Origin of the sequence: Bacillus sp. AFS018417 (assembly GCF_002560985.1) — a bacterium.
Lineage (GTDB): Bacteria > Bacillota > Bacilli > Bacillales > Bacillaceae_G > Bacillus_A > Bacillus_A rhizoplanae.
The window spans coordinates 60,317-73,216 of sequence record NZ_NTTM01000047.1; the positions used below are offsets into that span (position 1 = coordinate 60,317).

The 12,900-nt window shown below is 33.8% G+C and carries 14 protein-coding genes; 10 read left to right on the forward strand and 4 right to left on the reverse strand.

Features of this window, described 5'->3' with window-relative positions; all coding sequences use genetic code 11:
• Positions 1 to 162: 162 nt before the first annotated feature.
• The 4 genes from CN326_RS18710 (at position 163) to CN326_RS18725 (ending at position 4,691) form a co-directional block, all read left to right on the forward strand.
• Positions 163 to 1,542 carry a putative polysaccharide biosynthesis protein gene (locus CN326_RS18710; protein ID WP_098310477.1) on the forward strand — a complete coding sequence of 460 codons (1,380 nt, stop codon included), beginning with the start codon at positions 163 to 165 and terminating at the stop codon, positions 1,540 to 1,542.
• 187 nt (positions 1,543 to 1,729) lie between these two features.
• Positions 1,730 to 2,671: a magnesium transporter CorA family protein gene (locus CN326_RS18715; RefSeq protein ID WP_098310478.1), complete on the forward strand. Its 942-nt coding sequence runs from the start codon at positions 1,730 to 1,732 to the stop codon at positions 2,669 to 2,671.
• A gap of 211 nt (positions 2,672 to 2,882) precedes the next feature.
• Positions 2,883 to 3,779 (forward strand): permease, encoded by an 897-nt coding sequence (locus CN326_RS18720; RefSeq protein ID WP_098310479.1) that lies wholly within the window; start codon positions 2,883 to 2,885, stop codon positions 3,777 to 3,779.
• A 3-nt stretch (positions 3,780 to 3,782) separates the two neighbouring features.
• Positions 3,783 to 4,691: a TIGR03943 family putative permease subunit gene (locus CN326_RS18725; RefSeq protein WP_098310480.1), complete on the forward strand. Its 909-nt coding sequence runs from the start codon at positions 3,783 to 3,785 to the stop codon at positions 4,689 to 4,691.
• Positions 4,692 to 4,925: 234 nt separating this feature from the next.
• Here CN326_RS18725 and CN326_RS18730 read toward each other — a convergent pair whose 3' ends face one another.
• A complete protein-coding gene (locus tag CN326_RS18730) occupies positions 4,926 to 5,015 on the reverse strand; it encodes a YjcZ family sporulation protein (RefSeq protein WP_098310481.1) in 90 nt (29 codons plus the stop codon).
• A gap of 158 nt (positions 5,016 to 5,173) precedes the next feature.
• Here CN326_RS18730 and cls point away from each other — a divergent pair, with 158 nt between their 5' ends.
• Entirely contained in the window at positions 5,174 to 6,358 is a 1,185-nt protein-coding gene (gene cls / locus CN326_RS18735; protein WP_098310482.1) for a cardiolipin synthase, read from the forward strand.
• Positions 6,359 to 6,390: 32 nt separating this feature from the next.
• A complete protein-coding gene (locus tag CN326_RS18740; RefSeq protein ID WP_098310483.1) occupies positions 6,391 to 6,849 on the forward strand; it encodes a spore coat protein in 459 nt (152 codons plus the stop codon).
• 80 nt (positions 6,850 to 6,929) lie between these two features.
• On the opposite strand, the gene CN326_RS18745 is transcribed toward CN326_RS18740, so the two are convergent.
• Positions 6,930 to 7,715: an SDR family oxidoreductase gene (locus CN326_RS18745; RefSeq protein ID WP_098310484.1), complete on the reverse strand. Its 786-nt coding sequence runs from the start codon at positions 7,713 to 7,715 to the stop codon at positions 6,930 to 6,932.
• Positions 7,716 to 7,902: 187 nt separating this feature from the next.
• Between CN326_RS18745 and CN326_RS18750 the strand changes: the two genes are divergently transcribed.
• Entirely contained in the window at positions 7,903 to 8,109 is a 207-nt protein-coding gene (locus tag CN326_RS18750) for a hypothetical protein (protein WP_098310485.1), read from the forward strand.
• A gap of 106 nt (positions 8,110 to 8,215) precedes the next feature.
• Positions 8,216 to 8,836: an NAD(P)-dependent oxidoreductase gene (locus CN326_RS18755; protein ID WP_098310486.1), complete on the forward strand. Its 621-nt coding sequence runs from the start codon at positions 8,216 to 8,218 to the stop codon at positions 8,834 to 8,836.
• A gap of 26 nt (positions 8,837 to 8,862) precedes the next feature.
• Here the strand turns inward: CN326_RS18755 and CN326_RS18760 are convergent, their stop codons facing one another.
• Both CN326_RS18760 and CN326_RS18765 read right to left on the reverse strand, forming a co-directional pair.
• On the reverse strand, positions 8,863 to 9,345 hold the full coding sequence (locus tag CN326_RS18760) for a DUF456 domain-containing protein (RefSeq protein WP_098310487.1): 483 nt from the start codon (positions 9,343 to 9,345) through the stop codon (positions 8,863 to 8,865).
• A complete protein-coding gene (locus CN326_RS18765; RefSeq protein WP_098310488.1) occupies positions 9,342 to 10,655 on the reverse strand; it encodes a hemolysin family protein in 1,314 nt (437 codons plus the stop codon). Before CN326_RS18765 ends, CN326_RS18760 begins: the two co-directional genes overlap by 4 nt.
• Positions 10,656 to 11,165: 510 nt before the next feature.
• Here CN326_RS18765 and CN326_RS24725 point away from each other — a divergent pair.
• Complete coding sequence (locus tag CN326_RS24725; protein ID WP_176524690.1) at positions 11,166 to 11,633, forward strand: hypothetical protein; 468 nt, start codon at positions 11,166 to 11,168, stop codon at positions 11,631 to 11,633.
• Between the two features lie 469 nt (positions 11,634 to 12,102).
• On the forward strand, positions 12,103 to 12,750 hold the full coding sequence (gene cbpA / locus CN326_RS18775) for a cyclic di-AMP binding protein CbpA (protein ID WP_098310489.1): 648 nt from the start codon (positions 12,103 to 12,105) through the stop codon (positions 12,748 to 12,750).
• Positions 12,751 to 12,900 lie beyond the last annotated feature (150 nt).

Here is a 12,900-nt window from a genome sequence, read left to right on the forward strand (position 1 = left end):
CTCGTGTTAAGCATCTCTTGAAGGTGATACACGAGAAACCCCCACTTCAAGATCCGAAGGAGATAAGTGGCGGGAGTTTTCATCAAAGTTTCACTTCGTATAAGTTCTAAAAGTAGAAAGTTGTCCATATGGTGTAGTAAAACAGTATAGCGGAGGAATTTCATGAAAGGATCACCGTTTTTACGCGGAACATTCTTTTTAACAATGGCAACGATGATTTCGAAAATGCTTGGGTTTATATACGTTATTCCTTTTACAGCGATGGTTGGAACAGGTGGATATGTATTGTATACATATGCTTATCGTCCTTATACAATCATGCTTAGTATCGCCACAATGGGACTTCCTTTAGCTGTGTCAAAAATGGTGTCTAAATATAATGAATTAGACGATTATTACACGGTGAAACGAGTATTAAAAAGCGGGCTTATTTTTATGGCTTTTATGGGAGTTATATCGTTTTTATTGTTATATTGTTTAGCTCCTCAGCTGGCAAAGATTGTTGTTGATAGCGGAGATCAAACGGGCAATAGTGTGACAACCGTTACATATAATATTCAAATTGTAAGCTTTGCTTTGTTAATTGTACCTTCGATGAGCTTATTACGCGGCTTTTTTCAAGGGTTTCAATCGATGGGACCATCTGCTTCAAGTGTTGTTGTGGAGCAATTTTTTCGAGTGTTAACGATTTTAATCGGGAGTTTTACGGTGCTTCATATATATAAAGGATCAACTTCATTAGCAGTTGGAGTTGCTACGCTTGGTGCTTTTGTAGGAGCAGTAGCAGGGCTTGGAATCTTAATTGCATATTACATAAAGAGAAGACGGTATTTAAAGAAAAAAGAAAGCGTAAGTGTTCCGCAAACAACAAAATCATTTTTTACACTCTATAAAGAATTATTTACATACTCCATTCCATTTGTTGTTGTAGGTCTTGCAATTCCTTTGTACCAAACAATTGATACATTTACAATTAATAAGTTATTAATGCAGATGGGATACTTACAACAGGAAGCAGAAAAAATGAATGCTATTATTGGGCTTGTACAAATGGTTGTGTTAATTCCAGTTTCTGTTGCTACAGCTTTTAGCATGTCGCTCGTCCCTGAAATGACAAAGGCGTATGTAGCAAAAAATGAACAGTTATTATATAAACATTTTACAAGGACAAATTTGCTTGTGGTATTCATTACGATTCCAGCATCGTTAGGAATGATGTTTTTAGCTGAGCCAGTATATACATTACTATTTGGAATGGGGAATGATCCCGCAATAGGAAGTGTGATTTTACGCTATTACGCCCCGGCCTGTATACTATTTTCACTTTTTTCTGTAACAGCAGCCATGCTACAAGGAATTAATCAACAGCGAAAAACGGTGTTTGGTTTGCTTATAGGAGTAGGTATAAAAATTGTGTTAAATGTTGTATTGCTTCAGCAATTTGACTATATTAGCTTTATTATTGCGACGTATGCTGGTTATACTTTTTCTGTTTTATTTAACTTGTGGATACTTTCCAAATATGTTATAAAGGCAACATAATATCTATAAAAGACAGAGAGCGCTCTGTCTTTTTCTATTTTAATAATTTATGAAGAAAAGCGTTTTCAAAAGAATTTTCTATTGAAATCTTCTCGTTTGTTTCATATGCTGAAAATGGCGGTTTAAAATAGACTGTTATTTCAAAGTGAGGTTGGTTCCTACAGGTAAAAAGAATCGGGGTGATAGTATGTTAAATATTTATTTAACAGACCGAAACGGAAAACTACAAGAAATCGAGGAAATTCAAAAAGGCTGTTGGATTAATGTGCTTCATCCAACAGAGGAAGAAATTCAATTTTTAGTTCAAACATTAAACGTAGAATTGGACTTCATTAAAGACCCTTTGGATGATGAAGAACGTTCACGTATTGAAAAAGAAGATGATAATGCTTTAATTATCGTCGATATTCCAACAGTTAGACATGACGAAGAAGGAAATTCAATGTATGATACGATTCCGATTGGTATGATTGTCATGCCGGAATGTTTTGTTACAATTTGTTTGGAAGAAAATCCGATTTTTGAACGTTTTATTAATCAGCGTATTAAAGAATTTTATACTTTTAAAAAGACGCGTTTTGCACTGCAGCTCTTATATACGATTTCTACTTATTATTTACGTTATTTAAAACAGATTAATCGAAAAACAACGGATTTAGAGCATGAGCTCAATAAATCGATGAAAAATAAAGAGATTTTTACTTTATTAGGACTTGAAAAAAGCTTAGTGTACTTTACGACATCTTTAAAGGCAAATAAGATTGTGATTCAAAAATTGATGCGAAATAATACATTTTTGAAAATGTATGAAGATGATCAAGATTTACTTGAAGATGTATTAATTGAAAATAAGCAGGCAATTGAGATGGCCGAAATATATAGCCATATTTTAAGTGGTATGATGAATACATTTAGTTCTGTCATTTCCAATAATTTAAACAGTGTTATGAAGTTTTTAACTTCTATGACAATCATATTATCAGTGCCAACAATGGTTTCCAGTTTTTTTGGAATGAATGTTCCGGTTCCTTTAAGTGGAAATCCTCATGGCTTTTTAATGGCTATGATTATATCTGCAATATTATCTTGCGTAATGGCATTTGTTTTTTGGAAGAAACGTTATTTTTAACATGAAATTCAGCTGTTTTGGAGCATCTCCAAAACAGCTTTTTTGCTGTAAGGTATTGAGAAACTAACACTTTTGAACACTGTTATTCATTACTCCAAGAAATGGAAATTGTATAATATACCATTTGGATTAATGTTTATAATTACTTGTTCAATTTACGGATTCCAGTTACAATTACTTATTGTTACTGAAAAGATGGAGGATGTGCATCATGGAAATGTTTCATTTACCAAAAGCGTTCCTGCAAATGAATACGATTTTTATTTCAATTTTAATTGAAGCACTGCCATTTGTATTAATTGGTGTATTCATTTCAGGATTCATTCAAATGTTTGTGACAGAAGATATGATAGCAAAATGGATGCCGAAGAATCGTTTTCTATCAATATTATTAGCTGTTTTTCTAGGGATGTTGTTTCCGGGTTGTGAATGTGGAATTGTTCCAATCGTTCGACGCCTTATCGGAAAGGGAGTACCACCTTATGCTGGTATTGCCTTCATGCTGACTGGACCGATTATTAATCCTATCGTTTTATTTGCGACATATGTAGCATTCGGTAGTAGTATGCATATGGTGTGGTATCGTGCTATTGTAGCTATTGTTGTAGCTGTTATTGTCAGTCTTATATTATCGTTTACGTTTAAAGGTCATCAACTACGGAATACTAATTTTCCAGTGGTAGATCATAATCGACCATTTCGTCAAAAATTTTGGGACGTATGTACACATGCTGTTGAAGAGTTTTTCTCAATGGGGAAATTTTTAATTATCGGCGCACTTATTGCGGCAAGCGTACAAACTTTTGTAAAGACTTCTACACTGCTTGAGATTGGACAAGGACCGTTTTCTTCATCTGCTGTTATGATGGGGCTTGCTTTTATTTTATCCTTATGCTCAGAAGCGGATGCGTTTATTGCATCTTCATTCCAAAGTACATTTGCAACACCAGCTCTAGTCGCCTTTCTTGTATACGGACCGATGGTGGATATTAAAAATATGATTATGATGTTTGCAACTTTTAAAACACGTTTTGTTATTGTTTTGATTGCTTTAATTACAGTTGTTGTTTACGCAAGCTCACTACTCATTTATGCGATGGGGGGATAATCAATGTTTCGAGCTTATATTTTACTTGGATTTACAATTTTATTGGCACAACTTCATATTTCTGGTAATATCACGAAATATATAAATATGAAATATTCATATTTATCAACAACAGCAGCGATTATTTTAGGTTTTTTAACTGTAATTCAAATGATTATCGTATTTCAAAAAGAGCATGGTAAACATGACCATAATCATGAACATGACCATAATCATGAACATGACCATGATCATGAATGTGGTTGCAATGAAAGTCATTGTGGTCATGATCATTCAAAAGATGAAAATACATGGTGGAAACGTCTTCTTACGTATACAGTATTTTGTTTTCCGATTATTACGGGGCTCTTTCTTCCAATTGCAACATTAGATTCTGATATCGTAAAAGCAAAAGGGTTTCATTTCCCCGTTGCGGAGCCAGGAAATACAGACCCGTTTATGAATCGACAGTTTTTAAAACCTGATACGAGCATTTACTATGCACAAGAAGGTTATCGGGAACTCATGGAAAAAGAAAAGAAGGACTTCGTAACAAAAGATAAAATTGTTTTAAACGATACAAACTTTTTGAAAGGGATGGAAATAATATATAACTACCCTGGCGAATTCACGGGTAAGACCCTTTCTTTTAAGGGGTTTGTATTCCGTGATGATTCTTCTAAAAAAGAACAGTATTTTGTATTCCGCTTTGGAATTATTCACTGTGTTGCTGATTCAGGTGTGTATGGGATGCTGGTCAAAAAACCAGAAGATGCTCAGTGGAAGAATGATGATTGGGTTGAAGTTGAAGGGGAAATTTCAACAGAGTTTTATCAACCGTTTCACGCAAATATACCTGTATTAGAAGTTGCAAATTGGCACACAGTAGAACCTCCAAAAGACCAATATGTATACCGAGGAGCCGATTCATAAAATCGGCTTCTTTTTTATAGATGAAAGCTTTATAAAATTAATCCCGCATTAACGAGCAGTAATAGCTCACCTCAAAGTTATGCTAGAAGCAAAGATTAGGTGGAGGATACAGAAAATCTCCACTGATTAAAGTGTCACATTATCATTATAAACAGAAAAAGAACATCTAATCATTAGATGTTCTTTTTCATAGTTTTTTTGTCTACATAAAAGTTGTATGAAGTGGATAGCTAGTTAGCAAAAACAAGCAGCACCAACAATAATTAAGAGGATAAATAATACAACAACTAACGCAAACCCACCGCCGTGAACTCCAAAGCCCATTGTTTTTTCCTCCTTTTGTTTTAGGTTACAGAATACAATATGCACATTCGGAATGATTTGACAGGGATATATGTCATGTAAATGATGTTTTTTATTGTATAGGGAAATAGTGAGGGGGAAACATATAAAAATGATAATTTGAAAGGAAAGGATTCTCGATGAGAAAACTTCTGTTCCTCCTTTTTTGTATAGGAATTATGGTGATATGGATGCATGTAGATGTAAAAGTAGGCAGAAACAGAGTAAAAGAAAATCCAATATCACAGATTCGTTATGGTGATTTTAAGCTTTATGTAGATGGAAATGATTTTTATCGAGATCTTTTTGCTGATATTAATCAGGCGAAACAGTATATTTATCTTCATTTTTATATTGTAGGTAAAGATAAGATAAGCAATAAATTTTTACAATTATTAAAGCAAAAAGCAGCTTCAGGCGTTGAAGTGAAATTATCTGTGGATCGCATTGGGGGATATAAAATAAAGAAGAAAACGATACAAGAATTAGAAAATAGTGGTGTACAGTTTACGTTTAGTAAAAAGCCTCGTTTTAAAAATTTCTTTTACACACTTCATAATCGCAATCATCGCCGCATTGTGGTAGTAGATGGGAGTATATCATATGTAGGGGGATTTAATATAGGGCATGAATACCTTGGGGAGGATCCTCGTTTTGGAAAATGGCGTGATTACCATGTTCGTATTACTGGTTCAGGTGCACAGGATATGAAAAGACAGTTTGCAAAAGACTGGGAATTGGATACTGGGAAAGAGTTATCCTCACATGAGATAACGCCTATACAAGGGAATAACAAGTATCGATATGTATTTACAGATGGAAAAGGTTTATGGGCACACTATAAAGAGATGATACAAAGTGCGAAAACATCAATTGTGATTGCCACTCCTTACTTTGTGCCCAGTAAAGAAATGATGACGGGGTTACAAAATGCATTGCAGAGGGGAGTACGATTACAAATTCTTGTCCCTTTTAAAAGTGATGCTTTGCTATTAAAGCAGGCAGCTTATCCTTATTTGGAAAAGTTACTGCGTTCTGGAGCAGAAATATATCAATATCGAGACGGTTTCTTTCATGGGAAAGTGACTCTTATTGATGATAAGTTTGCAGACGTCGGAACCGCGAATTTTGATAATCGCAGTTTTTATATAAATGCAGAATCAGATTGTTTTATTTATGAAGGAAAAATTATTGGTGAAATACAACGTCGTTTGCAAACGGATTTCCAGCAAGCAAAGCAATTTTCGGAGAAAGACTTTGAAAAAATGAGTATGTGGGATAAGTTTTTGGCGAGAGTGTCGAAGGTTCTGTCATTCTATTTATAGCATACATATCAGTAGAGAGGAGGAAATATTGGATGAATTATATTGAAGAGCTCATGAGTTATAGCTATGAAGTGATATGTGTAATTGGTGAATATATGAGAGAAGTACGTGATAATGAATTAAAAGAATTGTTACAGCAACATTTACCTTACTTATTACAAGCGTATAATGAACAGATTAATTTTCAAGAAGGTGAAAATGTACAGCATGTTATTGGCAAGTATCCAGTTTCATCATCAATTGAAACAGTGCATACTAACTATAGTGGACAAAAAGATGATATAGAAATTGCCTTTTCGTATATTTCACATTTGAAGCGGTTGGCACTTGGGTATGCACAGGTGGCAATCCAAGTGGCAAATCCAGAATTTCGTTCTTTTTTAGAAAGTTGTTTTTTGAAAATGAATCGAAACGCATACAGCGTGTGGCAATATGTTATGAAAAAAGAGTATAGCATACAAGCAATGATGGATGAAGAAAAATATGGATGAAAAAGACAGCGATACCGCTGTCTTTTTGTTATTTTCCATTCAATATGTAACAGGAAGTAAATCTTTGATATTTAAATTCTTTATAATCCTTTTACCATGCCACCATCTACTAAAAAGGATTGACCCGTCATATAGGTGTTTGCATCGGATACAAGGAATGTGGCAAATGTCGCAAACTCTGAAGGTTGCCCGTATCTTCCGAGTGGAATGGTTGCTTTGGATTCTTTTTGCACTTCCTCTACTGAAATACCATGTTTCTGAGCAGCCAAAGTATCAAGAGAAGCAACGCGTTCAGTAGCAATTCGTCCTGGTGCAATCGTATTAATTAAAATGTTATACGGTGCAAATTCAGAAGCGAGCGTTTTTGTTAAGCCTGTAATACCTACACGGAATGTGTTAGATAGAAGTAGACCTGGAATCGGCTCTTTTATAGAAGAAGAAGCGATATTAATAATTTTTCCACCGTTTTTTTTCATGTGTGGAAGTACTTCTCGAATCATTCGAACGTAGCTTAATAAATTTAATTCAAAAGAATGATACCAATGTTCGTCTGATAATTGTTCAAATGTACCTGGCGTTGGGCCTCCGGCATTGTTTATTAAAATATCGATTGTTCCGAATGTTTGAGTGGTTCGTTCCACGGCTTGCTTAATATGTTCAGTATTTGTTATGTCACAAACAGTATAAGCAACGTTTCCGTTATTCAATTGAGTGAGTTCCTTTTGAATTTTTTGTAGTTTTTCTTCGTTACGGCTCAATAACATTACATTTGTGCCTTCTGTGACAAGTTGAGTAGCAATTGCTTTTCCTAGTCCTTGACTCGATGCAACAACAAGCGCTGTTTTTCCTTGTAATCCAAGTTCCATTTCAATCAGCCTTTCTTCCTGAATTTTTTTTAGTATAAACGAAATGAGAAAGAAATTAAAATAGATTACTCATAGTATTCGAAAAATTTACAATCATTTACCATCTCTTTACTAATTCCTAATATTTCCTTCAAAAAAGAAAAGTAATATGAAAATGTACATATTCTATCAAAAGGGGGATAAGCAAATGAATAAATGGGTTAAATCGTTAACTGCTGTTGCACTTGCTAGCTCTTTATTTGTGGTAGGTTGTAGTAAAGATGAGGAAAAGAAAGAGGAAGAGACGACGCAACAAGGAGATACGAGCAAGGATAAAGAAACGAGTGGAGAAGTAAAAGATAACGATTCGAAAGATTCAAAAGATAGTTCCTCTAGCTCTAGCGAAAAGAAATAAGTGTTATATGATGATAGAAGCTTTCTCGATCAATGAGAAGGCTTTTTTGTTGTATATTTTTGCTTTTTCAGAAACAATAGAGAGGAGTGAAAGGGTGTGAGTTAGTATGAATATATGTTTATTTGGAGCAACGGGTCGAGTTGGACTCAAAATTTTAAAATTTGCATTACAGGATAATCATATAGTGACAGCGCTTGTGAGAAATAAAGAAAAGCTGCAAGTACAACATGAAAATTTTCGTATAATAGAAGGAAATGTATGGAATGAAGAAGATGTGAGAGCGTGTGTAAAGGGAGCAGATGTTGTAATTAGTGCACTAGGTACCGATGGAAATAGAACGTTATCAAAAAGCTTACCAAACATTATACATGCTATGAACGAGGAAGGGATTATGAGAATTATAACAATTGGAACGGCTGGGATTTTACAGGCACGTTTGAATCCGCAATTATATCGCTTCCAATCCAGTGAATCACGTCGAAAGACAACGGCAGCAGCGGAAGACCATGTAGCGGCTTATTTGGCTTTAGAGAATAGCAAATTACAATGGACGATTGTCTGTCCAACACACTTAATAGATGGAGAAGAAACAGCTATTTATCGAACTGAAGAAGATGTGTTACCGCTAGATGGTATGAAGATCACAGTTGGAGATACAGCCCATTTTGCTTATCAATTACTTTATCATGATATTCATTATAAAAAACGAGTGGGCATTGCCTATTAAAAAAGCCATCCTTATCATAAGGATGGCTAAAAAATAATATAGCATACAAATATAATAATCATAATGATTTGTAAAATCGCTTTAGCTATTGTGCTGCTTAAAAATCCGATAACTGTTGCAACTCCAACCATAAAGGCTTCTTGTGGTGCTTTTTTATGCATTAATTCTGTTACGAAAACGGAAAGAAACGGGATAATAATTAGCCCAAATGGCGGGAAAAAGAACGATCCAACAATAATAGAAACCATACCGATACGTTCGCTCCATTTTGTACTTCCGTACTTTTTTAAGAAATAGCTATTCGTAACAAAATCAGCAATGAAAAATATAATTGTAAATACAATTTGAATAAGCCAAAATGATTTTGTTAATTCTAAGTCGTTAATGCCAAATTGATAAATACAAAACCCAGCCCATAAAGCGAGTATACCTGGAATAATCGGATAAATAAACGCAATGAACGATATAATGAAACAAGCAATAATACATATAGTTAAAAAGGTATTCACAGCGTAACTCCTTTTTGTGTATCTATTTTACTAACGGCGATTTTTTTTATTTGATGGCCATCTAATTCTAATGCTTTGAACTGATAATTTTCATATTGAATAGTATGGCCTGGCTCAATATTTACGTCAATTGTTTGTGACAAGAACCAGCCTCCGATTGTATCTAAATCACTATCATCGATATGAAGGCCAAACATATCATTTACATCAGAAATAAGCACTTTTCCGTCAAGTAACGTTAATGTTGGATTGCGTTTCTCAATCATTGGTGTTTCATCTATATCGAATTCATCTTGAATTTCCCCAATAATTTCTTCAATAATATCTTCCATTGTAAGAAGACCTGCAGTTCCACCATATTCATCCATAATAATTGCTAACTGGACACGATTTTTTTGTAGATGAATGAGTGCCTTTTTAATTGGTACAGTTTCGAATACTGTTAAAACAGGATGTATGTATGACTCTAGCGGCTTACAGATCCCTTTTGTTTGATCATGAAAGATTTCTTTTGTATTAATCATACCGACAACATCATCTTTATCTTTTCCGATAATAGGATAACGCGTATATTTTTCGTTAGAGATAATTTCCATATTTTCCGCTAATGAATTTTCAGTTGATAAACAGATCATTTCAGTACGTGGAACCATAATCTCTTTTGCAACTCGATCATCAAATTCAAAAATATTGTTTACATATTTATATTCAGATTGATTAATTTCTCCGCTCTTATAGCTCTCGCTTAAAATAAGGCGCAGCTCTTCTTCGGAGTGAGAAAGTTCATTCTCTTTTATCGGTTGTAATCCAAATAGTTTCGTGAAAAATAGAGCTGTGCTATTTAATAACCAGATAAAAGGATACATTATTTTATCGAATATAATTAAAGGTCTTGCAAACATTAAAGTAATTTGTTCAGCTTTTTGAATGGCAAAGGATTTTGGAACCAGTTCACCTAGTACCACGTGAAAGAATGTAATGACGCTAAAAGCTATAATAACTGATAATGTATGTTCCATTGAACCTGTTATATTCATTTTTTCAAAAAGCGGCTCCAATAAGCGCTCCACAGTAGGTTCACCAAGCCAACCGAGTCCTAATGAAGTAATGGTAATACCTAGCTGACAAGCAGATAGGTATACATCTAAATTGGAAACAACTTTTCTTGCTAGGATTGCTTGTCTATTTCCTTCATTGGCAAGTTGGTCAATTCGACTTTTGCGTACTTTAACAACAGCAAACTCTGATGCTACGAAAAAGCCGGAAATAAGAATGAGTAAAGCGATGAAAAAAAGTTTAAGTATGTCCAAGGATATTCTTTATTCTAAATTTAGAATAAAGATGTCACCTCCTAATAAAGGTTTTACTTTAATAATATATGGAAAAGGAAGGGATAGTCAAAGAAAGGAGGCGGGGAATGTGAAATTTTATGAAAAAATGGTCGTAAGAATATGATTGGTAGAAATTTTTATCCCGCTACTTTTGGGCAGTAAGATTCCCACCTCAAGATTTAGAGAAAGTAAAGAAGATAGGTGGTGGATAACTTCTGGCATGCGCCCGATTGGTTCAACTAACCATCAGTAGGGGACCCCCACTGATAGAAGTTTCACTTTATTGTTGTGCGTGATAGTGTATGGATACGCGCAATATGGCGATTTCTTTTCCATAATATTTGTAAGAGAGAAATCAGCATGTATGGGATGTACAGTAATAAAAGGCCTATTGCAACAAGTGTTGGTGAACTAACACAATACTGTACAATAAATTGAAATAACCCATTTACATGAAAAATGCACTCCATATATATAAAGGAAATTAATATGGAACTAACGATAGATTTATGGCTTGCAAGCAGCGAAGCGAATAGTGTATTACTAAAAAAAGCTGAATCGTGCGCATGTGTTGTTTCTTGTACTGTATATAAGAAAGGAATCCATGTTTTGATGGCTTGGATGATAAGAATCATGGATGTACTACAAATGATTAAAAGAGAAGAAAAGTATGGAAAAGATATGTACGATGCTGTGAAGAGAAAAAGAGTGATGATGATACATTGTAGTAGGACAGTGCCAAATGAAAATGGAATCCAGCGTAAAAATGAAAAACGTTTTCTATTTTTAGGGGATAACTTAATAAAAAATCGACCAATTCTAAGACTAAGGAGAAAACCGACAGTAAGTGAAAGTAAGAATCGCATCATAGATAAAAAATATAATTTCCATATGTATGGGAACAACGGAGATGAATTTTCATGTGAATTAAATGATTTTGATATGTCATGTGGCTGATAAGAAGAAAAAAAGAATGATTCATGAATCCAATCTGTCATCGGAATAGAGATAGAATGAAAATGTACAAAATGATTAATCATTGTATATAGTACTTCAAAATAGGATTGTTTGTCGTTTAGAAGAGCAGCAGGAATTGGACTAATAAGAATAATAGCCACAAAGCCTAAAAGACAACGATACACATAAGTGATAATAGAAGACGCTATATACCTCACCTACTTTTATAAAATTCTGAAAATTATCACTACTATTTTAACGTTTCTTTTTGAAAGATACAATCTCTTTTTGATAGGATAAGAAAGGAAATTTTTATATAATATCTTCTTCCTCGTTTGTCGAAAAAATGAAAAAAATGATGAAAAACAATAAATAAANNAGTCAGAAAAATCAAATAAAATATTTATTTTTTTCTGAAAATATTATATATTTATGACACAGAAAATATTTTAACATAAGGGGGATTTTTATGAGGGTAAAAGGAAACTATGTTTCAAAAAAAGAAGTGTTGTTTTGTAAGGATACATATACGTTGCAAGAAGCGCTAGATCATTTAAATAGAACCGGATATCGCTGTGTTCCAGTTCTAGATAAAAAAGAAGAAACATTTTTAGGGAATATTTATAAAGTAGATATTTTAGAATATAAAGGTTCTTTAGATGATAATGTGAAAGAGTTATTGCGCAATAAAGATGGGTATGTAAAAGAAGATTCTTCATTCTTTAAAGTGTTCTTTACAATTAAAGAGTTACCATATATTGCTGTTGTGAATGACAATGGATTTTTTCTTGGTATTTTAACACATAAAAAAGTATTTGAGTTACTAGAAGATGCATGGGGCCTTCATTCTAGTATGTATTCAGTTATGGTCGGAACGCAAGATTATAATGGTGCTATTCAAAAATTATCAACTGTACTGAAAAAATATAGTGGAATTCAAAGTCTAATGACATTTGATAACAACGCACTATATGTACGCAGAATTATGTTTACATTAGGAGAAGGATTTGCGGCAGAAGAACTACAGCCGCTTTTAAAAGATTTAGAAGATCATGGATTCCGCGTTATACATGTAGAAGAAATGAAAAATTCACGTGAAGTGGAAATTGTAGAGTAAGAGGGAAATCCATCTCTGAAAATAGGAGATGGATTTTTCTTATCTAGTTCGAAAGAATTGCAGGAAGTAAAAAAGAAAGGTGCATAGGCACCTTTCTTTTTTGAAGGGAAATAAAAGTAACTGTCTAATATGAATATAAAGTGAAACTTC

Bases quoted from the DNA above. Each gene is read 5' to 3' on its own strand.
- CN326_RS18710 (WP_098310477.1), top strand. From the start codon at position 163: ATGAAAGGATCACCGTTTTTACGCGGAACATTCTTTTTAACAATGGCA.
- CN326_RS18755 (WP_098310486.1), top strand. From the start codon at position 8,216: ATGAATATATGTTTATTTGGAGCAACGGGTCGAGTTGGACTCAAAATT.
- CN326_RS18720 (WP_098310479.1), top strand. From the start codon at position 2,883: ATGGAAATGTTTCATTTACCAAAAGCGTTCCTGCAAATGAATACGATT.
- cbpA (WP_098310489.1), top strand. From the start codon at position 12,103: ATGAGGGTAAAAGGAAACTATGTTTCAAAAAAAGAAGTGTTGTTTTGT.
- CN326_RS18715 (WP_098310478.1), top strand. From the start codon at position 1,730: ATGTTAAATATTTATTTAACAGACCGAAACGGAAAACTACAAGAAATC.
- CN326_RS18740 (WP_098310483.1), top strand. From the start codon at position 6,391: ATGAATTATATTGAAGAGCTCATGAGTTATAGCTATGAAGTGATATGT.
- CN326_RS18725 (WP_098310480.1), top strand. From the start codon at position 3,783: ATGTTTCGAGCTTATATTTTACTTGGATTTACAATTTTATTGGCACAA.
- CN326_RS18745 (WP_098310484.1), bottom strand. From the start codon at position 7,715: ATGGAACTTGGATTACAAGGAAAAACAGCGCTTGTTGTTGCATCGAGT.
- CN326_RS18730 (WP_098310481.1), bottom strand. From the start codon at position 5,015: ATGGGCTTTGGAGTTCACGGCGGTGGGTTTGCGTTAGTTGTTGTATTA.
- CN326_RS24725 (WP_176524690.1), top strand. From the start codon at position 11,166: ATGGAACTAACGATAGATTTATGGCTTGCAAGCAGCGAAGCGAATAGT.
- cls (WP_098310482.1), top strand. From the start codon at position 5,174: ATGAGAAAACTTCTGTTCCTCCTTTTTTGTATAGGAATTATGGTGATA.
- CN326_RS18750 (WP_098310485.1), top strand. From the start codon at position 7,903: ATGAATAAATGGGTTAAATCGTTAACTGCTGTTGCACTTGCTAGCTCT.